The organism is Arthrobacter sp. efr-133-TYG-120, from assembly GCF_030209785.1.
In the GTDB taxonomy this organism is placed as follows: Bacteria; Actinomycetota; Actinomycetes; order Actinomycetales; family Micrococcaceae; genus Arthrobacter.
Map to the genome: position 1 here is coordinate 19,086 of NZ_JARVRI010000013.1, position 22,428 is coordinate 41,513.

Consider the following 22,428-nt stretch of genomic DNA (forward strand, 5'->3'; position numbering starts at 1 on the left):
GGAACGTGACCCAGGAACATGAAATCCCGGCGGACAGCCTGGAACTCAAAGTCGTGCATCTCCCCCAGCTGCAAGGCTCGGCAGCCGCACCTCCAGCGCGCACACTCGTCGAGATCCTCCAGGACACGGCCCGGACATTCCCGGAGGCGTCTGCCCTCGATGACGGGCACAAGTCGCTGAGTTACTCCGAACTCATGGCTCAGGTGCGCGGTTTTGCGGCGACGCTCAACGCAGCCGGACTGGGGCCGGGAGACAAGATCGGCGTGCGGGTCCCTTCCGGATCCAACGATCTGTACATTGCCATCCTGGCGATCCTCTCGATTGCGGCCGCCTACGTGCCCGTGGACGCGGACGATCCCGAGGAACGGGCACGGCTGGTTTTCGGAGAAGCCAAGGTATCTGCCGTTGTCACCAAGGGCCGCAAGATCGAAGTGTCCGGGGAGCGCGCGGCACCGCACCCGGCTCCGCGCACCCCAGGGCTGGACGACGATTCGTGGGTCATCTTCACCTCAGGTTCCACCGGCACGCCCAAGGGCGTGGCGGTGCAGCACCGTTCCTCCGCTGCTTTTGTTGACGCCGAGGCCCGGATCTTCCTCCAGGAAGATCCGATCGGTCCGCAGGACCGGGTCCTCGCCGGCCTTTCAGTGGCCTTCGACGCTTCCTGCGAAGAGATGTGGCTTGCATGGCGGCACGGTGCCTGCCTGGTCCCGGCACCGCGCGCCCTCGTGCGTTCCGGCATGGACCTCGGCCCATGGCTCATCAACCACGGCATCACAGTGGTGTCCACCGTTCCGACGCTCGCGGCCCTGTGGCCGGCCGAAGCCCTTGAGAACGTGCGCCTGCTTATTTTCGGCGGCGAGGCCTGCCCGCCCGAACTCGCCGAGCGCCTCGCGGTGGAAGGCCGCGAAGTGTGGAACACCTACGGCCCCACCGAAGCGACCGTCGTGGCGTGCGCGGCTCCCCTCGGCGGGCACGGCCCCGTCCGGATCGGACTGCCGCTGGACGGCTGGGACCTCGCCGTCGTCGACGCCGCCGGGGTTCCGGTAGCGGAAGGCGGGACGGGCGAACTGATCATCGGCGGCGTCGGACTGGCCCGCTACCTGGATCCGGCCAAGGACGCCGAAAAGTACGCCCCCATGCCATCCCTTGGATGGGAACGGGCGTATCGCTCGGGCGACCTCGTCCGCTACGAGGAAGCCGGCCTCATCTTCCAAGGCCGCGCGGACGAACAGGTCAAGCTTGGCGGCAGGCGCATCGAACTCGGCGAGATCGACGCCGCCCTCCAGGCCCTCCCGGGAGTCGCCGGTGCCGCGGCCGCAGTCCGCACGACGGCGGCGGGGAACCAGATACTGGTCGGCTACCTGGCTCCGGCCGGACCTGAGGACATCGACCTCGCAGCTTCCCGCGAGCTCCTGACGGAAAGCCTGCCCGCGGCGCTGATCCCCCTGCTCACGGTCGTGGATTCGCTTCCAACGAAGACCAGCGGCAAAGTAGACCGGCATTCCCTTCCGTGGCCGTTGGCGGGCGCAGGCGCCGCGGATGCCGACAAGGCACCACTCAACCTTCCCGAAGACGCCCAATGGGTGGTTGAGCAATGGGAAAGCGTCCTCGGCTCCAGCGTCACCTCGCTCGACGCCGACTTCTTCGCCTACGGTGGCGGCTCCCTCGCCGCCGCCCAACTGGTCTCGGCGCTGCGCGTGCGCTACCCCACCATCACGGTGGCCGAAATCTACGCGACACCCCGCGTCGGCGCCCTGGTCGACGCCGCGCGGCAGTCTTTGCCCGAAGGCGGCATACAGGGGCCGGCGGCGGAACGCACGGTTCGCCCCACCTCCCGGAAATCGCAGGTCTTCCAGACCCTGATGGGGATCTTCCTCAACATCCTGGTTGGCATGCGCTGGCTCACGTATCTCATGGCCGCGAACCATTTGCTGGCCGACCTCGCCGGTTTCACAGCCGCTCCCGTGGTGTCCTGGTGGTGGATCCTGGCGTCTTGGCTGGTGTTCGTAAGCCCGCCCGGACGCATGGGCATCTCGATCCTGGCCGCGCGAACCCTCTTGCGTGGGGTCCAACCCGGAACCTACCCGCGATCGGGCAAAGTCCACTTGAAGCTGTGGCTGGCCGAACAGATCCAGGACCTTTCGAGCGCCATCAGCCTTGCCAGCGCTCCGTGGGTTCCCTACTACGCCAGGGCACTGGGGGCGAAGATAGGGAACAACGTCCATTTGCACTCCCTTCCTCCCGTCACAGGACTGCTGTCCTTGGGCAGCGGCTGCAACATCGAACCCGAAGTGGACCTCTCCGCCTGGTGGATCGACGGTGACTTTGTCCACATCGGCGCCATCCATGTAGGTGCCGGTGCCACAGTCGGCTCCCGCAGCACGCTGATGCCAGGAACCAGCATCGGCGCGGGCGCGCGGGTGGAGCCCGGTTCCGCGGTGTTGGGCAAGGTCAAGGCCGGGCACCTCGTTGCCGGATCCCCCGCCGAACGCCGTGGCAAAGCCAAGAATGGATGGCCCGAGACCCCCTCGTCGCACCACCTGATCGGCCGGCTCTGGTTTGCGGCGTTCGCTGCCGCCTCGGCGCTGCTCGCCTTGATTCCGTATATTTCGGCATTCGTCGCCGCGATCGTCATCCTGGTCTTCATCCAAGGCCGGAGCTCGCTGCAGGATGCCTTCCCTGAACTCCTGCTTGCCATTCCCCTGGCTGCACTCGCCTGGTTCCTGTGCAATCTCCTGCTGATCCTGGCGACTACCCGGATGCTCGGCGTCGGTCTCAAGGAGGGATACTATCGCGTCCGCAGCCGCGTCGGTTGGCAGGTTTGGGCCACTGAACGGGTCTTGGACATGGCCCGGGATCTGCTCTTCCCCATCTACGCCAGCCTCTTCACGCCCGTGTGGCTGCGCCTGCTGGGCGCCAAAGTAGGCCGCAATGTGGAGGCTTCCACGGTGCTGCTGCTGCCACGCATGACGACCATCGGCGACGGCGCGTTCCTCGCCGACGACACCATGGTGGCCTCCTACGAGCTCGGCGGCGGCTGGATGAAGATCGGACCGGCCAAGATCGGCAAACGCTCGTTCCTCGGCAACTCCGGCATGACCGCCGCAGGACGCAGCGTGCCCAAGAACTCACTCGTCGCGGTCCTGTCGGCCACGCCGGCCAAGGCCAAATCGGGCACCTCCTGGCTGGGCAGTCCGCCCGTCAGGCTGCGCCGGACCGCCGTCAACGCAGATCTGAGCCTCACCTTCAACCCGCCGCTGGCCCTCAAGACCAAACGGGCCCTGTGGGAACTATGCCGGCTGGTGCCGGTCATCCTGACCGTGGGGATCGCCGTCGGCATCATGCTGGCCCTCGACTGGATCGCCACCGAGACCTCCTACTGGCTTGCCGCCGTCCTCGGAGGCGTCGTGGTCCTCGCGGCCGGCGCGGTGGCCGCGGCAAGTTCGGTCGCCGCGAAATGGATACTGGTGGGGCGCATCAAAGAGGGCGAGCACCCCCTGTGGAGCTCATTCATCTGGCGCAACGAAGTGGTGGACACCTTCATCGAGATGGTCAGTGCTCCATGGTTCGCACGTTCGGCATCCGGCACGCCTGCGTTGGTGTGGTGGCTCCGTGCCCTCGGCGCGAAAATCGGCCGGGGTACCTGGTGCGAGAGCTACTGGCTCCCCGAAGCCGACCTCGTCACGCTCGGCGAAAGCTCCACGGTCAACCGTGGCTGCGTGGTCCAGACACACCTCTTCCATGACCGCATCATGAGCATCGATACCGTGGTCCTCGGGGATGGCGCCACGATGGGTCCGCACGGCGTCATCCTGCCGCGCGCAAGTATCGGGGCCGGCGGAACGGTGGGACCGGCGTCGCTGGTTATGCGTGGCGAGACGGTTCCCGCGGGCACATACTGGATGGGCAACCCGGTCAGCCCGTGGTCCGGACCGTAGCGTAGATTGGCAAGAGGGCGTGAAATACCGGCCCGTGACACGACCGCAGCACAACAAGCTACACGGAGGCAGCCAGCGCACATGAGCCGCAGCGAACCCGGAACAACCCAAGCGCAGGAAACAACCGCGACTGCCGCCGATCCCTACACCCTGCACCACGGGAGCACGGCATTCCAGGTGCTGAGGTACGAGCTGGACCTGGACTATAGCCTGGGCAGCAACCGGCTCAACGGCCGCGCCATGCTCCGTTGCATAACCCTCGAAGACACGGACTCCGTAGTCTTGGACCTGGTGGGCCTGAGGGCTTCCAAAATCCTGGTTGACGGCAAGAAAGTGCCGAAGTTCAGCCCGCGCGGCGAACACCTCGTGATCACCGTCAAAGACCGCTTGCGGGCAGGCCAGCACTTCACGGTTGAACTCCGCTACGACGGCAACCCGAAGCCGCGCCGGGGCCTGTGGGGCGAAGTCGGGTGGGAAGAGCTCGAGGACGGAGTGCTGGTTGCCGGGCAGCCGAACGGCGCCGCGTCCTGGTTCCCGTGCAACGACCATCCGCGGCACAAGTCCAGCTACTTGATCAGCATCACTACCGACGACAACTACCGTGCCATCTGCAACGGCCGCCTCGTCTCCCACAGCAGGAAATCAAGCCGCGAAACCTGGGTCTACGAACAAGCCGAGCCGATGGCAAGCTATCTCGCCACGGTGCAAATCGGACGCTACCGGCTTCACCAGCTCAGCCCCGCCCCCGACGGCGTCCGCGCCGGGACTGCCCATCACGCCGAAGCCCTGCGGCAGGCTCCGGTGCCCCAGTTCGTCGCGGTCTCCCCCGGTTTATTGACCGAGGCCCGTGAAGGCCTGGCACGGCAGGCCGACATGATGCGCACCTTCGTGGAGTGTTTCGGTCCGTATCCCTTTGCCGAATACACGGCCGTGGTGACCGAGGACGAACTGGAAATCCCGCTTGAGGCCCAGACGCTCTCGATCTTCGGCCGGAACCACATGGAGCAATCGTGGGACGCGCAGCGCCTCATCGCCCACGAGCTGTCCCATCAGTGGTTCGGCAACTCGCTCACGGTGAGCAGCTGGAGGGACATCTGGCTGCACGAGGGCTTCGCCTGCTACGCGGAGTGGATCTGGTCCGAGGAAGCCGGCGTCATGTCCCTCGCCAACCGCGCAAAGACGGCGTGGCGCAAGCTCGACATGGGCGCCCAGGACTTGGTGATCGGGGACCCCGGGCCGGAGCACATGTTCGATGACCGCGTCTACAAGCGCGGAGCCCTTGCCCTCCATGCCGTCCGTCGTGCATGCGGAGACGCAGCGTTTTTCGGGTTGCTGCGGCATTGGACCGAGGCCAAGCGCCACAGCTCGGTCTCCACGGAGGAATTCATCGCTGCGGCCAACGCCTACGTCCCGGGACTCGACGCGGCCAGTGTCCTGGAACCGTGGCTGTACCAAGCAGGGCTGCCCGCTTTCAGCTGACCCTGGAATTCAGCTAAGCCAAGGACTCAGCGGGACGTTACCGCGAGCGCGGCGAGCAGTCCGGCCGGAAGATCCCGGCCGTCAGCGCTGGCCGGGAGCTGCAGGTCCCACAGCCCCGGCCGTTCAAGCACCTCGAGGGAATCCGGCGCCACCCTGAGCCCTTCGCCTGTCATCTTCAACCAGGCTTCCTTGCGCGCCCACAATCGTGTCCGCTCTTGGGCCCGACGTCCGGGTTCCAGCGCGTCGAGATGGCGCCGCTCCCGTGCGGTCAGGGCAACGTCGTCGAAGCCGACGAACTCCTTGCCCGCCGCATTTTCCAGGTCGACGCCCACCCGCAGCCCGGGCCCGGGATGCGCGATGGCGGCAAACAGCACCCAGCCCGACGACCGTGAGGCGCTGAGCGCCAGGGGTGCGGGGCCGCCGTCGAGTACGTATCCGGGCCGGCCATGCGCGATGTCCGGACCAGAACCGCAGTCCGGGCACTCATAGGCCGCCTTGAGCTTCGAGGCGGGAACACCCAGAAGGGTGGCGGCGAAGTCTTGCTGCGCCAGCCTGGATGCCAGGAACTCCAGGCGCAGGGTCGCAGCCATGGCGTCTCCCCTTAGGGTTTCGGCCGGAGACAGCAATTCCGCCGCTATCTTTTCGATGGCGGCGGAATCGGCAAGATCCAGGGACTGGATGTGAACAGCCAGCCCCTGGATGCCCGGGTTGATACTCGTCAGCGCTGGACTGCTCCGAACCGCTCTGCGGCGACGGCGACGGCGGCCTCGCGTGCCTCCGAGGCCTCGTCGGCGGTCAAGGTGCGGTCCGTGGCACGGAACCGCAGCCCGAAGGCAAGCGATTTCTTGCCGTCTTCGATCCCTTGGCCTGCGTAGACATCGAACAGGGCGACGTCTTCGAGGAGTTCGCCGGCGCCTTCCCGCAGGGCAGCCAGTACGGCGTCCGCCGGAACGTCCTGCGGCACCACGAGGGCAACGTCCTGCGTGGCGACCGGGAAGCCCGAGATGTGCTTGGCAACAATGACGTCCGGAGCAGCATCGAACAGTGCGTCCGCGTTGAGCTCAAGGGCCACGGAGCGCGCCGGCATGTCATGTGCTGCGAGCAGCTTGGGGTGCAATTCGCCCGCGTAGCCCACGACGTCGCCCGAGCGAAGCGCCAACTGGGCGGCACGGCCCGGGTGGAACGCCTGGTGGCTGCCTTGGCTGACCACGAGTTCCACGCCGAGGACGTCGCCGACGAGCCGCGCAACGTCCAGGGCGTCGGCCCAGTCCCAGGCACGCGGGGTGTGGGCCGCGGCTGCCGGGGAATCATGGCCGGTCAAAACAGCGGCGATGTGCAGCGGCTGGTCCGGCACGCCGTCGTACAGTCCGTCAAGGACCTCGTCGGTTGGCTTGACTCCCAGCGGCGGGATGGATGCCGTGCCCAGCTGACCGTCGGGGAGGAACACCGAGCCTGCCTCGAAGAGGGCGAGGTCCCGGAAACCGCGGGAGTGGTTGCGGCGGGCCACCTCGATCAGGCCGGGAAGCACGGAGGTACGCAGGTAACCGTGTTCCTCGCTGATCGGGTTGGCCAATTTGAGGGCGGTGCGTGCCGCGCCCTCTTCCGCCACGCCGAAGGTGTCGTTGGCCGACTTGGAGACGAACGGGTAAGAGAGGACCTCGGTGAGCCCGGCGTCGGCGAGGGCCTGGACCACGCGGCGCTTTTGCTGCTGGGTCCGGGTCAGGCCGCGCCCTGGAGGTGCCACGGGTAGGGTCGCCGGGATGTTGTCGTAGCCCACCAGCCTCGCGATTTCCTCGGAAAGGTCTTCCTTGGTTTCCAGGTCATTGCGCCAGCTCGGTGCCGTGACCACATAGGAGCCGCCCACTTCGTCCTTCAGGACGATGGCGCCCAGGTCCTTGAGGGAACCCGTGATCTGTTCTTCCGTGAAGTCGATGCCGATCCGGGAGGCCGCGTAGCCGGCCGGCAGCTCGATGGTCACGGCGTCAGGTGCCGTCCCGACGTCGGTACCGGCTTCGTCCGCCGTCCCGCCGGCGAGTTCCACCAGGAGGTCCACGACGCGCTGGGCGGCCACGTTGGCAACCTGCCAATCCACTCCGCGTTCGAAGCGCTTGGACGCCTCTGACGGCAACTTGTGCCTGCGGCGCGAGCGCCCGATCGAGACCTCGTCGAAGTGCGCGGCCTCGACCAGGACCTTGGTGGTCGAATCGGAAACCTCGGTATTGGCTCCGCCCATGACGCCCGCGATGCCGATTGCGCCGGAGTCGTCGGTGATCAGGAGGTCTTCGACGTCGAGCGAACGCACTTTGTCGTCGAGGGTGGTGATCTTCTCCCCCGCGACGGCGCGGCGCACCACGATATCGCCCGAAAGCTTGTCGAGGTCGTAGCAGTGGTTCGGCTGGCCGAGTTCGAGCATCACGTAGTTGGAGATGTCCACAGGCAGCGAAATGGAGCGGATGCCGGCCAGGCGCAGCCGGGAGACCATCCACGGCGGGGTGGGGCGGGTGGCATCCACGCCGCGGACCGTACGGGCCACGAAGCGGTCGCAACCGGGCTTCCCGTAGATGGGGGCGTCGTCGTTGAGCTTGACGCCGTAGCCGCCGGAGAGCGCGGCGGGGGCATTGACCTTGGCAGCCGGGTCCGTGAAGACGGTTCCGGTGGCGTGGGCGTACTCGCGGGCCACGCCACGGATCGAGAACGCGTAGCCGCGGTCCGGAGTGACATTGATTTCGGCGGCTTCGTCGTAGAGGCCAAGGAGGGACATGGCGTCGGTGCCGATTTCGGGATCCAGGCCGATGCGGGAAAGCACCAGGATGCCGTCGTGGTCCTCGCCGATGCCGAGTTCACGGACGGAGGCGATCATGCCCGCGGACAGGTGCCCGTAGGTCTTGCGCGCGGAAATGTGGAAGTCGCCCGGGAGCACGGCGCCCGGGAGGGTCACTACAACCTTGTCCCCCTCGACGAAGTTGTGGGCACCGCAAATGATGCCCTGCACGCCGGAGGGATCGATCCCCTTGCCGGTCAGGGTCTGCTCCTGGCCTTCGGGGACCACGCGGACCTGGCACCAGTTGATGGTCTTGCCGTTGCTCTGCGGTTCCTTGACGAGGCTCAGGACCTGGCCCACCACGATGGGACCCTTGAGTTCGTCCGTGGGGCGGTGGACAGCTTCTTCTTCAAAGCCGACCTTGACCAGTTCCGCCATGACGTCTTCGGCCGTGGCGTCGGCCGGAACCTGCGCGAATTCACGCAGCCATGAAAGTGGGATACGCACTGTTAGATCTCCATCCCGAAGTGCTCGCTGAAACGTACATCGCCTTCGATCATGTCGCGCATGTCGCCGACCTCGTTGCGGAACATGAGCGTGCGCTCGATGCCCATGCCGAAGGCAAAACCTGAATACTCGTCCGGGTCGATGCCGGCAGCGCGCAGGACGTTGGGATTGACCATGCCGCAGCCGCCCCATTCGATCCAGCGGGGGCCGCCCTTGGCACCGGGGTGCCAAATGTCCAACTCCGCGGACGGCTCGGTGAACGGGAAGTAGTTGGGACGCAGGCGGATCTGTGCCTCGTCACCGAACATCTGGCGGGCGAAGTGCTCCAAGGTTCCGCGCAGGTCGGCCATGCTCAGCTTCTTGTCAATGGCCAGGCCCTCGAACTGGTGGAACACGGGTGTGTGCGTGGCATCGAGTTCATCGGTGCGGAATACCTTGCCCGGGCACAGCACATAGATGGGTACTTCGCGCTCCAACATGGACCGGACCTGTACCGGGGACGTGTGCGTGCGCATGAGCAGGTGCGCCTCGGGAGGTTCCACGAAGAAGGTGTCCTGCATTTCGCGCGCCGGGTGGTCCGGCTTGAAGTTGAGGGCGTCGAAGTTGAACCACTCGGACTCGACCTCCGGTCCTTCGGCGATTTCCCAGCCCATGCCGACGAAGATGTCCGCCACGCGGTCCTGCAGCGTGGAGAGCGGGTGGCGGGCACCGGCGCGGCGCCGCCGCGGCGCTGCCGTGACATCGACGGTTTCCTCGACAAGGATGCGGGCGTCGTTTTCGGCTTCGAGCACAGCGGTCCGTGCTGCGAGCGCCTGGTTGACGCGGCCACGGGAGGAACCCATGAGCTTGCCTGCGGCGGCCTTCTGCTCCTTGGGCAGGCCGCCGATTTCACGGTTGGCAAGGCTCAAGGGCGACTTCTCGCCGGTGTGCGCCAAGCGGACGGCTTTGAGTTCTTCGAGGGAGGATGCAGCGGCAATCGCGGCGACGGCTTCCTCAACGGCAGCGGTGATGGCGGCTTCATCCAGAGGGTTCGGGATGGCAGCGCCCGGCAAAGTGTCAGTCATCTACTGTTCTTAGCTACGAGTCGGAAATGGTCTTCACCAGGCAGGGCCATGGCAAAAGCAGGAGCGATGCTCGCTGGACGCGTCCGGCGGGCACTAACAACCAGTCTAGTAGAAGGGTCCCGCGGGGATTTAACCCGTGACCCTGCCTCATCGATTCATCGGCGCGCCCGGGGCTAGCATGGCCTCATGACACCGGTCCGCACCATCACTGTCACCGGAGAGGGAACCGCGGAAGCCGTTCCCGACCTGCTCACGCTCACGCTCGCCGTCGAGGTCAGGCGCGACGCCGCCGAAGCGGCCTATGGCGATGCGGGAGCGATCGTCTCGGCGGTGACCGACGCGTTACGAGGGCACGGCGTGGCCGGTTCCGACTTGCGGACCAGCGGCCTCAATCTTCGCGCCGACCTTGTGTGGGCTGAGAACCAGGGGCAAAAGGTCAGCGGTTATGTTGCGTCAACCACCCTGGTTGCCAGGGTCGGCCCGCCGTCGGCGGCCCCCGCGGCCATCTCCGCCGCGGTGGCGGCGGGCGGCGACAACCTTCGCATCCACGGGATCGAACAGGGATTCACGGATGCCTCGGCCGTTGCGGCACGGGCACAGGAGGCTGCCTGGCGGGAGGCCGAAGCGAAGGCGGCCCGCTTCGCCGCGCTTGCCGGCGGCCGCTTGGGGCTCGTCCTCTCCATCGATCAGCGGCCGGAGCATGGATCTCCGGTGCCCATGACGGCCGGTATGCAGCGCGCCTCAGCAAGCGAAGGCGTGCCCATCGAAGCGGGATCGGTGGCGGTTTCCGCGAGCGTGGTGGTGCAGTGGGAGCTGGACTCGGCGGCGCCAGCCAAGTGAACAGAGCCGGCCTAGTGAACGGCGCCCGCGGACAGCTTGGTGTCCACCGGAGTCTCAAGCGCAGCGCGAACGACGACGGCGATCCCCCGCCCCATGTCCCGCGTCGCCATCCCGGGCGTCGCACTACCCTGCGGAAGTAGGGCTTCGTCATAGGGAACGTGGATGAAGCCGCCCCGCGCGCGGGGCGGAACGGCTCCGGCGAGTTCGTGCATCAGGGCATAGAACACGTGGTTGCACACGTAGGTCCCGGCAGTCTGCGAGACCTCGGCACGGATTCCGGCGATCTGGAGCGCCCGGAGCGCGGACTTCACCGGGAGTGTGCTGAAGTACGCCGCGGGACCTTCGGGGACTACCGGCTCGTCGATGGGCCTGTTTCCGGCGTTGTCCGGAATCCTGGCGTCATCGCAGTTGATGGCCACGCGTTCCAACGAGAGCCGGTCCCGGCCGCCGGCGAGCCCCACGCAGATGACCAGCTCCGGGCGCAGCCTCTCCACGGCCTCGCGCAGGACCGCGGCGGATTCACCGAAAACGCACGGCAGTTCGAGCGCTTCCACGTCATGGCCTTCTGAGCGCAAGATCTCCTGTGCTTCGAGGACGGCAGCCCACGAGGGATTGCTGGAATCGCCGCCAAAAGGCTCGAATCCCGTCAGCAGAATCATGCATCCACCCTAGCAACGGCTGAGCGATTTCCAGGTGGCTCGTTCGATCTTTAGCCGGCCTTCTTTCAACCGGCCTTGACAAGCTTTCGAACATATATTCGAATGGAGGCCATGAGATGGGACGCACAGGCACTTTCACCACAACGTGGTCCGGCACCCGGAGACAACAGCAGCAGCGGTCCGTCCGGAGCCGCCCCAGCAACGGACGCACTGCTGCCGCTGGCCGGGCTTGTGCGTTCCGTCTCAACCCCCGAATTCTCCGGAGTCACCTTTCATGAGGTCACCGCCAAATCGGTGCTCAACAAGGTGGCGTCCGGTTCCCAGATGCCCTTCGAATGGACGGTCAACCCGTACCGCGGATGCAGCCATGCCTGTGTCTACTGTTTTGCGCGCAAGAGCCACACCTATCTGGAGTTCGACGCCGGACACGATTTCGATTCCCAGGTGATCGTGAAGATCAACGCGGCAGACGTCTTGCGCAAGGAACTGTCCAAGCCTTCGTGGGGCCACCATCATGTGGCCCTCGGCACCAACACGGATCCGTATCAGCGGGCAGAAGGCCGCTACCAGCTGATGCCTGGGATCATCCGGGCCCTGGCGGATTCCGGTACTCCGTTCTCCATCCTCACCAAGGGAACCCTCCTGGGCCGCGACATCCCCCTCCTCAAGCACGCCGCCAGCCACGTGCCGGTGGACCTGGGTATCTCCCTGGCCATGACTGACGAAGCCCTGGCCTCGGCAGTGGAGCCCGGCACACCCGCGCCGCGCGCCAGGCTCAAGCTCATCCGCCGGCTGCGCGAGGCCGGGCTGCCGTGCGGTGTCATGGCCATGCCCATCCTGCCGTGGCTGACGGACAGTGATGATGCACTGGAGTCGCTCTTTACGGCACTCTCCGGGGCCGGCGCCACTGGCGTCACGGCCGGGGCGTTGTACCTGAAGCCGGGCACGCGGGAATGGTTCATGCAATGGCTGGCGGCGAACCACCCCGAGCTCGTTGGCAAGTACCGGCGCCTCTATGGCCAAGGCTCGTATGCCTCGAAGGAATACAGGACCTGGCTAAGCGGCCGTATCAACTACTTCAAGGCCCGTCACGGTTTCTCCGGGAGCAGCGGTTTCAGCCACAGGAACGCGACGGCGGGCAAGGAGACGCCTGCTTCGCTTCCACTTGCTTCCTTTCCAACAACGGGCCAGTCCACGCTTTTCTAGTTGAGCAGGCCGGAGGCCACCCGTTCCAGCAGTGCACGGACAATCGGCAGGTCGGCAGGAATCCACGGCAAGGTCAACGCCTCGTCGCCATTGCCAAGCGGAACCCACCGGAGTTCATCGTGGTCCTGGAGCGGACGCGGCTCGCCGTCGAGCAGTTCGGCGAACCATACCCTCATGACGGCGCGCTCGTTCAGCGGCCAAGCGGCGCCCGCGTCAGGCTCCACCTCGGACCCGAGCCGGACAGTGATCCCGAGTTCCTCAAGCAACTCGCGGTGCAGCGCGTCTTCGAAGGATTCCCCGGCCTCCAGCTTGCCGCCCGGGAACTCCCACATTCCCGCGAATTGCGGTGGGGCGCTGCGCCTCGCGGCGAGCAGCCGTTTCGGATTTTCAAGGGAATCGACGACGGCGGCGCCCGCCACGCTTATCAGTCCAGTCACCGCAACAGTCTATTGGCCCTCCGGTCATCACCCCCGCTATGGAAGTTGTCACATTCAGGGCTATTCACCCAGGACTCGCACTAAGCTTGAAAGTCGGCTTTATTCCCTTCGAGTGGCCTCCCGCTCGCCCCAAGAAACAGGACGATGACCACTACTGCTGTCACCAAGACCTCCCAAAAGACCCGAAGCCGTCACGTGGCGCTGGCGATCTTCGCCCTTGCCATGGGTGGATTTGCCATCGGGACAACGGAGTTCACCATGATGGGCTTGCTCAAGGAGATCGAGCAGGGACTCCACATCAGCACTCCCGAGGCCGGGAACCTGATTTCGGCCTACGCCTTGGGTGTCGTGGTAGGGGCGCCCATCTTCGCGGCACTTGGTGCCCGGCTCCCCCGCAAGCAACTTGCCCTGGGGCTCATGCTGTTCCTGTCGATAGCGAACCTGACGTCCTTCATCGCACCGGACTACGGAACCATGGTGATCACGAGGTTTGCCTCGGGACTGCCCCATGGCGCCTTCTTCGGAATCGCCGCGGTCATCGCCGCGAGCCTGGTTGCTCCCACCAAGCGCGGCTGGGCGATTTCGATGGTCATGGGCGGACTGACCGTCTCCAACGTCATCGGTGTTCCCGCGGCGACGTGGCTCGGCCAGACTTTCGGGTGGCGCCTTCTCTTCGTGGTGGTGGGCATCATCGGCCTGGCCACGAGTGTGTTGCTCTGGAAGTTCGTCCCCTTTGAGCCAGCCCACCCGGAGGCAAGCATCCGCCGGGAACTTGGTGCCCTCAAACGCATCCAGGTGTGGTTGGCATTGCTGATCGGAATCATCGGTTTTGGCGGCTTCTTCGCCACCTACACGTACATCTCCCACACCATGACGTCCGTGGCCGGCATCCCGGAGGCGCTGATACCCCTCGTGGTGGCCCTGTACGGACTGGGCATGGTGGCAGGCAACATCCTGGGCGGCCGCATCGCCGATAAGTCGGTCATGGGAACCATCTACCGGGTGCTGCCCCTCATCGCCTTGGCGCTGGTGGCCTACGCGGTCGCGGCCCACTGGGCGTGGTCGGCGTTCGTCATGGTCTTCATCGTGGGCGGCATCGGCTCCATGCTCATCCCGCCCTTGCAAACGCGCCTGCTCGACGCTTCGCCGGACGCGCCGTCCTTGGCCTCTTCGCTCAACCACTCCGCGCTCAACATCGCCAACGCCCTTGGCGCATTCCTCGGCGGGGTGGTCATCGCCTGGGGCTGGGGATACGTTGCCCCTGCCCTCGTCGGGGCCGTCCTGGCGATCCTGGGGCTCGGCGTCGCGGGCATCAGCGGCTGGTTGGAACGCAGGAAGCCGCTGGCTGCCTAGACCTGGACACGCTCTACGTCGGGCTCGAGGTAGATGACCCGGGCGATCGGTACCGCGGTGCGGATCCTGAGTTCGGCGGCGTCGATCGCTGTCGCAATCGCCTGCCCCGTATCTGCCGCGCCCACGCTGATCTTCGCAGCGACCAGCAACTCTTCCGGGCCCAAATGCATGGTCTTGAGGTGGATAATGCGCGTGCCATCCGACTCAATGGCTTCCGTGATCCGCGCATTGTCCTCTTTGGTGGCAGATTCGCCGAGCAGCAAGGACTTGGTTTCCACCGCGAGCACCACGGCGATTCCCACAAGGAGCAGGCCGATCATTCCGGTGCCCGCGGCGTCCCACAAGCCGTTGCCCGTGATGAGGGTCAGGCTCACGCCGAACAGCGCGAAAACGAGGCCCAGAAGGGCTCCGAAATCCTCCAGGAGGATCACGGGCAGTTCCGGTTGCTTGGCGTTGCGGATGAACTTGATCCAGCTTTGTTTGCCGCGCAAGGGATTGGATTCGTGGATGGCGGTCCGGAACGAGAAGGATTCCGCCACAATAGCGCCGAGCAGCACGGCCAGGGGTACCCACCAGAAATCGCCCTCAATGGCATGGGGGTGCTGGAACTTCTCCCAGGATTCATAGAGCGCAAAGAGTCCGCCAACGCTGAACAGCACGATCGAGACGATGAAGGCGTAAATGTAGCGCTCACGGCCATAGCCGAACGGGTGCTCGGGACTCGCTGCGCGCTGTGCGCGCTTCCCGCCAAGCAGCAGGAGCAACTGGTTGCCGGAGTCGGCGACGGAGTGGATTGCCTCGGCCAACATGGACGACGACATCGTCAGGACGAATGCGACGAACTTGAGCACAGCGATCGCCAGGTTGGCACTCAATGCCGCCACGATTGCCTTGGTACCGCCATTTGCAGCCACGGAGGCTCCACCTCTTCTTCAATTCAGGGGATGTGAGTGAAAGGCACGAACAGACCGCGAGGTCGCGTTCCTGCAAGCAATACCGTACCTGCAGCGGGAGTGTCAGGAGGCTTGCTGCGAGCGTGCGCTGGCGTAGAGGCAAACCGTGGCTGCTGTGCCAAGGTTCAGGCTTTCCGCGGAACCGTAGACGGGCACTGCGACACGATGGTCGGCAAGGGCAAGCTCGGAGTCTGAAAGTCCTTGCGCCTCGTTGCCGAAGAGCCAGGCGGTCGGGGCTTCGAGGGCGTAGGCGGAAGTCGCTGCTGACGCACCCAGGCGGCGCGCCGCGTTCTCGTCCTGAAGTTTGTCCAGGTTGAGGGTGCCGTAACCGTCCGCTGCGAGGATCCCGATGCCGCGCTCCTTGCAGCCGGCCACGAGTTCCCCGACGTCCGCACCCAACACAACCGGTAGGTGGAAGAGCGAACCTGCCGTGGACCGCACAGCCTTCGGGTTGTAAATGTCAACGCTGGAGGCCGTCAGGACCACGGCGTCCGCCCCGGCGGCATCAGCGGCCCGAAGCACCGTGCCCGCGTTGCCGGGGTCGCGCACCTGGCACATGACGGCGATCAGCCGCGGCCCGGCGTCGAGCACTGATTCAAGGCTGACGTCCACAAAGCTGCAGACGGCCACAATCCCTTGGGGATTGACGGTGTCCGCCATGGCGGCCAGGACATCGTCGTTCGCCAGCCGCAAGGCAACGCCGTCGGCGAGTTCGGCGAGTTCAGGGAGCCGGTCAAGGCAGCTTTCGCTCGCGAACACTTCGTGTACGACGCCGGACTCCCCCGCCGCGGTCCGCTCCCGGTGCAGGACCAGCGCCTCGCGAACGGCCTGGGGGCCTTCCGCGAGGAACCGCCCGCGCTTTAAACGGGCCGGGCGCCCTGCAAGCTTTGCGACATCCCTGACCCGATCGGCTCGGGGGTTGGACATCGGAAGTTCTTGCGGGCGCCCGGTTTCGTTCATATAAAGAACTTTAGTGGCAGTTGCGACTAGTTCTTGATCTGCTGGCGGGCTTCGCCACCGGCAGGCTCAAAGCCTGCAGCCTTTGCGGCCTCAACGGTGGAGAACCAGTACTCGGCAACAGTTACGTCGTACCAGGTGGAACCCGGAACGTGGTACTTGTTGGACTCGGCGTTGCCCTTGATGGCGTGGCCTTCCGGTGCGGCTTCGCCCTCAACGGCGACAACAGCGCCTTCGATGGCCGGCTTCTCGGAGGCAGAGGCCTTGACGGCGGTAGCGGTCTTCGCAGCCGGAGCAGCCTTGGCGGCAGCCTTCGGAGCGGCCTCGGCCTTGGCGGCCGGAGCGGAAGTGTCGGCAGGCAGGGAGTCCTTGGCAACCTTGACCAGCGCGGCGAAAGCGTTGGCGTCGGAAACGGCCAGCTCTGCCAGCATGCGGCGGTCAACCTCGACCTCAGCGGCCTTCAGGCCCTGGATCAGACGGTTGTAGGTCAGGCCGTTGGCGCGGGATGCAGCGTTGATGCGCTGGATCCAGAGGCGACGGAAGTCACCCTTCTTCTTGCGGCGGTCGCCGTAGCTGTACACAAACGAGTGCAGCAGCTGCTCTTTTGCCTTGCGGTACAGGCGAGACCGCTGACCGCGGTAACCCTTGGCCCGTTCAAGGACAACCCGACGCTTCTTGTGGGCGTTTACCGCCCGCTTCACACGTGCCACGTGCGTACTCCTTCAAAATTCTTATCCCAAGCTGCTACTGCCGGAAACCCGGCCGGCCTGAGAAGGCTTTGGTGTAGTCGGCGGCTACCGGATGGCAGCAACCAGAAAACTTGGAACTTAGACGCCGAGCATCTTCTTGATGACCTTGGCATCGCCCTTGAAGACGATCTTGTCGCCGGCAAGGCGACGGGTCAGGGTGGAGGACTTGTGCTCCAGGTAGTGGCGGCGGTTGGCCTGCTGACGCTTCAGCTTGCCGGTGCCGGTCAGCTTGAAGCGCTTCTTAGCACCACTGTGGGTCTTCATCTTCGGCATGGGAACCGATCTCCTTACGTGTCCGCAGACTGGGTCTGCAGTTCTTTCGTGCAGCCACCCCATAGGGGGCGGCTGCTGCTTTCGTGCCGGGCGGAGGGAATGCCTCCTGCGGCGTGACTAGTTGGTCTTGCGTGCCGCTGGCTTCGGAGCGGCCTTGGGGGCTGCCGGCCGAGCTGCAGGCTTCGGAACCGCGGGCTTCGCCATCGGTTTCGGTACTGGTGTGGCGGCAGGCTTGGGGGCAGCCGGCACAACAGGCTTCGAAGCTGCCTGCTCAGGTGCCTTTGCCGGTGCCGGTGCCTTTGCGGGCGCCGGCGCGACAACGGGAGCTGCTTCAACCACGGGAGCCTTTTCGACAACTGGAGCTGCTTCAACCACAGGGGCTGCTTCAACTACAGGAGCCTTCTCGACTACCGGAGCTGCTTCAACCACGGGAGCCTCTTCGACAACCGTTTCCTCAGCGACCGGAGTCTCTTCGACTTCAGCGGCCTCCGCCTCAACGGCTTCCGATACGGTCTCCTCGGCCTGGGTTTCCTCGGCCTGGGCAAGGAGTTCCGCCGGCAGCAAGTCCGCGAGTGACTGGGTCAGGGGAGCATCCTCGCCTGAAACGTCAATCCGGCCTGCGGCCTTGGCTTCATTCTGGGCCTTGGCTTCTGCACGCTGCGCCGCGCGGCGGGCCTCGGCCTTGGCCTCGGCCTTGTTTTTCAGCGGACCGATCACCATGACCATGTTGCGGCCATCGATGCGCGGGCTGGACTCAATCACGCCGACTTCGGCAACGTCCTCAGCGAAGCGCTGCAACAGGCGGATGCCCATTTCAGGGCGCTGCTGCTCACGTCCGCGGAACTGGATCATGGCTTTCACCTTGTCACCGGCACCGAGGAAGCGAAGCGCGTGGCCGCGCTTGGTCTCGTAGTCGTGGGTGTCGATCTTCAGGCGGAAGCGGATTTCCTTGAGGACCGTGTTGGTCTGGTTCTTTCGGGCCTCACGGGCTTTAACAGCGGCTTCGTACTTGTACTTGCCGAAGTCCATCAGCTTGCACACCGGAGGCTTCGCCTGCGGTGCAACTTCAACGAGATCCAGGTCAGCCTCGGCAGCCAGACGCAGGGCGTCCTCAATACGGACGATTCCAACCTGTTCGCCGGCAGGGCCGACCAAACGCACCTCGGGGACGCGGATACGCTCATTGATTCTTGGCTCGCTAATGTCAAAGCTCCTGTTGTTGTGATGAGTATTCCACCGGCAAATAGAGAAGGCCCCCAATTGCTGGCGCAATCGAAGGCCTCGAAGATCGGAAACGGCCCCTCAAAGGAGGCGTTCGCACCATCCAAGGCTGACCTTGAACGGTGTCCGACCAGGTACCCGGCAACTTACATCCCCGAAGGGAAACGGCTGACGCGGGTGGGAGAGAACTCCGCTTGCAAACTGAAAATCAATTCTACAGAAATCGGCAACCAACCGCACATTAACGGTGGGTGGCCGAGCGCTGCGTGAGCCATGGAAAATGGCAACTTCCAGTCGGTCTGTGACAAGCTTACCAGCATGAGCACTTCAGACAGCAATTCCCTCGACCACGAGCCCGCCGGCACCGGTGCCGGAGTAAGCCAGCAGATCCGCGACATTTCGGAAGTTCCCGCTGTTGAGGTCATCACCACCGGCGCCGTTCACCTCATGAGCGCGGCAGCCGTCAAAGTGGGCTTGGCCGACGACCCCGAGGCCGAAGAGCTCAAGGACCTGGACGAGGCCCGCAAGCTTATCACCGCCTTGGCCGGACTCGTCACCGCCGCAGCACCGGAAATCGGTTCGCAGCACGCCGGCCCCTTGCGTGACGGCCTCCGCTCCCTACAGCTTGCGTTCCGCGAGGCGTCCCTGATCCCGGACGAGCCGGGCAAGGGACCGGGCGAAAAGTTCACCGGCCCGGTCAACTGATCCGGACTATCTGTACGACCCCGACGGCGGGCTGGCCCCTTTGGCCGGCCCGCCGTCGTCGTTTGGCGGCTTAGGCGCGACTCAGGTGGCGGGGTCTCCCGCGCCCGCCTGGGTGATGGTCATGCTCCGGCGCCGACGCAACTGGAGGAACAACCCGGCAAGGCACAACACCACTCCCGCCGTCCCGATGGCGACGAAGCCGGCCCACGGTCCCACGCCGTCGATGAAGAGGCCCGCGACGGGCGAACCGAAAGCCACACCTGCAGTGAGGGCCGAGCCGTACCAGCCCATGGCCTCGCCGCGCCGCTCCTCATCCACGATGTCGGCGACCTTTTCCGACGCCGCGGACAGCACCGGCGCGCAGAGCAGGCCGGGAAGCAGAGACAACAATGCAAGGGTCCACGTGTCCCCGGCGAAGCCCATCGGGATGGTCAATGCCGCCATTCCCAGCAGGAGCAGGATGGGCGAGACGGGCCGGTGCATGGCGCCGTAGATGAGCCCGCCGACTACCGATGAGGCGCACCAGAAGAAGAAGACAATTCCGATCTCGCTCTCGTGCCCGCCGCGCTGCAACACCGCGACGATTCCGACGTCGGTGCCGCTCAGGACCATTCCGGATCCTGCGGCGACGGCGAACACGGCGGCTACCGCCGCGGTGAACCATGTGAAGTTCCGGGCCATCTTTCCCCGCAACCCGGAAGGTTGCGACACTGTCGGAGCCATCTCCGAAGCCGCCTCCTGAAGACGGGCCGGAGCCGATGCCACCACCGCGGCTTCGGCCGCATGAAGCTCATCGGCATCCCGGTCGGCCGTCTGGCCGGCGTCCAGGACGCCCTCGCTGCGGGTGGGCGGGTTGAACCAGAGAAGGAAGAGCCCGGCGGCCGAAGTGCACACACCCACGATGGTCAGGCCGGGGACCGTGAACCCGCTGGTAGCCACGACCGCGCCCACCGCGGGGCCGATCATGAAGACCACTTCGGTGCCAATGGAGTCCAGCGCATAGGCCGAACGCCGCTGCTCGCCGTCAACCAGCACCCCCAGGGACTGGCGGATGACGCTGAAGATGGGCAGCGTCAACAGGCCCCCGACGAAGACAAGTGGGAGGATCCATTCGTAACTGACGTGCGGCACCACGGACCAAATCACCAACTCAGACACAACGGAAGGAATAAGCGCCTTGCGCAGGCCGACAGTGTCCACGCGCCGCCCCCGCCACGGAGCGCCGATCGCGATGCCGATGGTGAATACCGCCGCGGCAGCACCGGCGGCGGCATATCCCTTGCCCAAAGTCAGCACGATGTGCAGGGTGAGCAGGACTCCCGCTGCCGAGTGCGGTATGCGGGCCACCATGCCCACCAGCAGGAGACGCCGCACGGACGTGATGGACAGCATCTCCCGGTAGAGAGAGAAATTCACGAGCTCATCCTCTGTTCTGCCGAGGGCAGGACAAGGACGTTCCCCCTGTGCCTTCGGCTACTGTGCCGCCCGCTGCAAGCTGACCTCGATCGAGTCAACCCGCTCGGCGAACAATTCGTTCTGCGCCCAACGCCCGTTCAGTCCGGAGACGAGATCCTGCACCGCGGCGGCGTCCAGGCCGTCTTCGAGGTACAGCACCACGCGCAATTCGGGCCCGGGTCCCCCGCCGGCCATGGCCGATCCGTCAGCCGTGCGCGAAGCCATTCCAGATCCCGGCCGCACCTCCAGGCGCCGCACGGCCGGGTACATCCCTGCCATGGAATTGAGAGCAGACTCCAGTTCATCATCAAGGTACGACGGCGTCCAGTCGCGCTGCTGTGCCAGTGACCACATGGCAGGCCGGCGGACGACGAAGGTGACATCCGAACCGGGATCCAGGACGAGCAACTGGGCTCCTTCGGAGACGGCAGACAGCGCTGCCCGGGCCGCATAAACAGCGACGGGACGGGCCTGCGGATGCCAGGCTTCAAGGGCGGCCGCCGACGTGAACACAGGCATGGCCGTGCGGCCATCCGGCGCCTTCAATGTCACGAGCGCCATGTCGGCCTGCTTGTCCGCATGGAGTCCGTCCACGCCCTCGGCTTCCTCAGCGAGCTGGGCCACCACCGGGACGAACACCCTCGCCGTTGCCAACGAAGCCACCACACCGGCCTCGCTGCCGGTTCCTGAGAGCAATGCCGCGACGGCGCCGAGGTATCCGGCGTCGGCCGTTCCGTCGTCGTCCTCGAAATTATGGATCTTGGCGGCGTCGCCGCTCAGGTCGCGGCCTGCCCAGGGCTGGCCGGCGGAATCGCCTGCGCCGCCAGCACCTGCCAGGGCCGCAGCGATGTGTCCGGGCAACGGCCGTGCGGCCGGAGTCGAAGCCCGGTCAGCAGCCGGGGACTGTGGATCCTGCGACATCAGCGGCGGCCGGCGACGTCCAGGGCTTCCGGGAGCGTAAAGGCACCGGCATACAGCGCCTTGCCGACGATCGCTCCTTCGACCCCAAGCGGTACGAGCTCCCGCAGGACGCGCAGGTCCTCAAGGCTGGAGATGCCGCCCGACGCGACAACGGGCTTGCCGGTCTTTTCGACCATCTGGCGCAACAGCTCGACGTTGGGTCCCTGCAGTGTCCCGTCCTTCGTGACGTCGGTGACCACGTAACGGGCGCAGCCGGCATCCTCAAGGCGGGCCAGCACCTCCCAGAGGTCCCCGCCTTCCTTGGTCCAGCCCCGGCCTGCGAGCGTCGTTCCACGGACGTCGAGCCCGACGGCGATCTTGTCACCGAAGCGGTCGATGGCCCGGCGGGTCCATTCCGGATTCTCCAGCGCGGCGGTTCCGAGGTTCACGCGGGCGACGCCGAGCTCAAGCGCGCGCTCAAGGGATTCGTCGTCGCGCAGTCCGCCGGACAGCTCCACCTTGACGTTCAGCTGCGAGACGACCTCGCTGATGAGGCCGGCGTTGTTGCCGCGTCCGAACGCCGCGTCAAGGTCCACCATGTGCACCCACTCGGCTCCGGCGTTCTGCCAGTTCAGCGCCGCTTCCAGCGGGGTGCCGTAACTGGTCTCGGAGCCGGCTTCTCCCTGAAGGAGACGAACGGCCTGGCCGTCCACGATGTCGACGGCGGGCAGGAGTTCCAGAACGGGCAGTTCGGAGGCGGTGGTCATTGAAGTCCTCGGTGTTGTGGGGACGGGCGTCAGTTGCCCGGCAACTTATTTTGCAGGCAAAGTGAAGAGGTAGGCGGCCAGCAGAGCCAAGCCGGCGAGTACGTAGAACGAAATGGAGACCCAGGCGGGGCGTTTCTGCTGGTGGAAGGAGATTCCGCCGCCAACCAGCAGCCCGGCTGCGCCCATGAAGATAACGGACCACAT

At 65.6% G+C, this 22,428-nt stretch carries 20 protein-coding genes; 6 read left to right on the top strand and 14 right to left on the bottom strand.

Annotation, left to right across the window (positions count from 1 at the left end; genetic code table 11):
- The first annotated feature begins 5 nt into the window (after positions 1–5).
- Positions 6–3,938 carry a Pls/PosA family non-ribosomal peptide synthetase gene (locus QRN51_RS07550; protein WP_284989306.1) on the top strand — a complete coding sequence of 1,311 codons (3,933 nt, stop codon included), beginning with the start codon at positions 6–8 and terminating at the stop codon, positions 3,936–3,938.
- Between the two features lie 81 nt (positions 3,939–4,019).
- Positions 4,020–5,417 carry a M1 family metallopeptidase gene (locus tag QRN51_RS07555; RefSeq protein ID WP_284989307.1) on the top strand — a complete coding sequence of 466 codons (1,398 nt, stop codon included), beginning with the start codon at positions 4,020–4,022 and terminating at the stop codon, positions 5,415–5,417.
- Positions 5,418–5,443: 26 nt separating this feature from the next.
- Here the strand turns inward: QRN51_RS07555 and QRN51_RS07560 are convergent, their stop codons facing one another.
- The 3 genes from QRN51_RS07560 to pheS all read right to left on the bottom strand — a co-directional run bounded on the left by QRN51_RS07560 (position 5,444) and on the right by pheS (position 9,749).
- On the bottom strand, positions 5,444–6,007 hold the full coding sequence (locus tag QRN51_RS07560) for a 4'-phosphopantetheinyl transferase family protein (protein WP_284989308.1): 564 nt from the start codon (positions 6,005–6,007) through the stop codon (positions 5,444–5,446).
- A gap of 128 nt (positions 6,008–6,135) precedes the next feature.
- Entirely contained in the window at positions 6,136–8,685 is a 2,550-nt protein-coding gene (gene pheT / locus QRN51_RS07565) for a phenylalanine--tRNA ligase subunit beta (RefSeq protein WP_284989309.1), read from the bottom strand.
- Between the two features lie 2 nt (positions 8,686–8,687).
- On the bottom strand, positions 8,688–9,749 hold the full coding sequence (gene pheS, locus QRN51_RS07570) for a phenylalanine--tRNA ligase subunit alpha (protein ID WP_078105647.1): 1,062 nt from the start codon (positions 9,747–9,749) through the stop codon (positions 8,688–8,690).
- Positions 9,750–9,935: 186 nt separating this feature from the next.
- Between pheS and QRN51_RS07575 the strand changes: the two genes are divergently transcribed.
- Positions 9,936–10,589, top strand: a complete 654-nt coding sequence (locus QRN51_RS07575) for an SIMPL domain-containing protein (RefSeq protein WP_284989310.1) — start codon at positions 9,936–9,938, stop codon at positions 10,587–10,589.
- Positions 10,590–10,600: 11 nt separating this feature from the next.
- On the opposite strand, the gene pcp is transcribed toward QRN51_RS07575, so the two are convergent.
- A complete protein-coding gene (gene pcp, locus QRN51_RS07580; RefSeq protein WP_284989311.1) occupies positions 10,601–11,248 on the bottom strand; it encodes a pyroglutamyl-peptidase I in 648 nt (215 codons plus the stop codon).
- Positions 11,249–11,359: 111 nt separating this feature from the next.
- Between pcp and QRN51_RS07585 the strand changes: the two genes are divergently transcribed.
- The gene (locus tag QRN51_RS07585) at positions 11,360–12,454 is read left to right on the top strand and encodes an Rv2578c family radical SAM protein (protein ID WP_284989312.1); all 1,095 of its coding nucleotides are present in this window, start codon (positions 11,360–11,362) and stop codon (positions 12,452–12,454) included.
- Here the strand turns inward: QRN51_RS07585 and QRN51_RS07590 are convergent.
- Entirely contained in the window at positions 12,451–12,891 is a 441-nt protein-coding gene (locus tag QRN51_RS07590) for a (deoxy)nucleoside triphosphate pyrophosphohydrolase (protein WP_059387790.1), read from the bottom strand. The two genes, QRN51_RS07585 and QRN51_RS07590, sit on opposite strands and share 4 nt — an antisense overlap.
- Before the next feature lie 144 nt (positions 12,892–13,035).
- Between QRN51_RS07590 and QRN51_RS07595 the strand changes: the two genes are divergently transcribed.
- Positions 13,036–14,244, top strand: a complete 1,209-nt coding sequence (locus QRN51_RS07595) for an MFS transporter (RefSeq protein WP_284989313.1) — start codon at positions 13,036–13,038, stop codon at positions 14,242–14,244.
- Here QRN51_RS07595 and QRN51_RS07600 read toward each other — a convergent pair.
- From QRN51_RS07600 to infC, 5 genes are all read right to left on the bottom strand, one after another.
- Complete coding sequence (locus tag QRN51_RS07600; protein ID WP_284989314.1) at positions 14,241–15,158, bottom strand: cation diffusion facilitator family transporter; 918 nt, start codon at positions 15,156–15,158, stop codon at positions 14,241–14,243. The two genes, QRN51_RS07595 and QRN51_RS07600, sit on opposite strands and share 4 nt — an antisense overlap.
- A gap of 102 nt (positions 15,159–15,260) precedes the next feature.
- Positions 15,261–16,157 carry a TrmH family RNA methyltransferase gene (locus QRN51_RS07605; protein ID WP_284989315.1) on the bottom strand — a complete coding sequence of 299 codons (897 nt, stop codon included), beginning with the start codon at positions 16,155–16,157 and terminating at the stop codon, positions 15,261–15,263.
- Between the two features lie 26 nt (positions 16,158–16,183).
- Positions 16,184–16,864 carry a 50S ribosomal protein L20, sunset domain variant gene (gene rplT, locus QRN51_RS07610; protein ID WP_284989316.1) on the bottom strand — a complete coding sequence of 227 codons (681 nt, stop codon included), beginning with the start codon at positions 16,862–16,864 and terminating at the stop codon, positions 16,184–16,186.
- Positions 16,865–16,981: 117 nt separating this feature from the next.
- Positions 16,982–17,176 carry a 50S ribosomal protein L35 gene (rpmI, locus tag QRN51_RS07615; RefSeq protein ID WP_059387794.1) on the bottom strand — a complete coding sequence of 65 codons (195 nt, stop codon included), beginning with the start codon at positions 17,174–17,176 and terminating at the stop codon, positions 16,982–16,984.
- Between the two features lie 117 nt (positions 17,177–17,293).
- Positions 17,294–18,337 carry a translation initiation factor IF-3 gene (gene infC, locus QRN51_RS07620; protein WP_502870851.1) on the bottom strand — a complete coding sequence of 348 codons (1,044 nt, stop codon included), beginning with the start codon at positions 18,335–18,337 and terminating at the stop codon, positions 17,294–17,296.
- A 378-nt stretch (positions 18,338–18,715) separates the two neighbouring features.
- Between infC and QRN51_RS07625 the strand changes: the two genes are divergently transcribed.
- Entirely contained in the window at positions 18,716–19,102 is a 387-nt protein-coding gene (locus QRN51_RS07625) for a DUF1844 domain-containing protein (RefSeq protein WP_284989317.1), read from the top strand.
- Positions 19,103–19,183: 81 nt separating this feature from the next.
- Here QRN51_RS07625 and QRN51_RS07630 read toward each other — a convergent pair whose 3' ends face one another.
- Genes QRN51_RS07630 through QRN51_RS07645 form a run of 4 tightly spaced genes read right to left on the bottom strand, consistent with a single transcriptional unit; the run spans position 19,184 to position 22,428 of the window.
- A complete protein-coding gene (locus QRN51_RS07630) occupies positions 19,184–20,518 on the bottom strand; it encodes an MFS transporter (protein WP_284989318.1) in 1,335 nt (444 codons plus the stop codon).
- 57 nt (positions 20,519–20,575) lie between these two features.
- Positions 20,576–21,478, bottom strand: coding sequence for an SseB family protein (locus tag QRN51_RS07635; RefSeq protein WP_284989319.1), 903 nt, complete (start codon positions 21,476–21,478; stop codon positions 20,576–20,578).
- Positions 21,478–22,224: a bifunctional 1-(5-phosphoribosyl)-5-((5-phosphoribosylamino)methylideneamino)imidazole-4-carboxamide isomerase/phosphoribosylanthranilate isomerase PriA gene (priA, locus tag QRN51_RS07640; RefSeq protein WP_059387797.1), complete on the bottom strand. Its 747-nt coding sequence runs from the start codon at positions 22,222–22,224 to the stop codon at positions 21,478–21,480. The genes QRN51_RS07635 and priA overlap by 1 nt, the downstream gene beginning before the upstream one ends.
- A 45-nt stretch (positions 22,225–22,269) precedes the next feature.
- Complete coding sequence (locus tag QRN51_RS07645) at positions 22,270–22,428, bottom strand: CG2302 family histidine operon protein (protein ID WP_172465499.1); 159 nt, start codon at positions 22,426–22,428, stop codon at positions 22,270–22,272.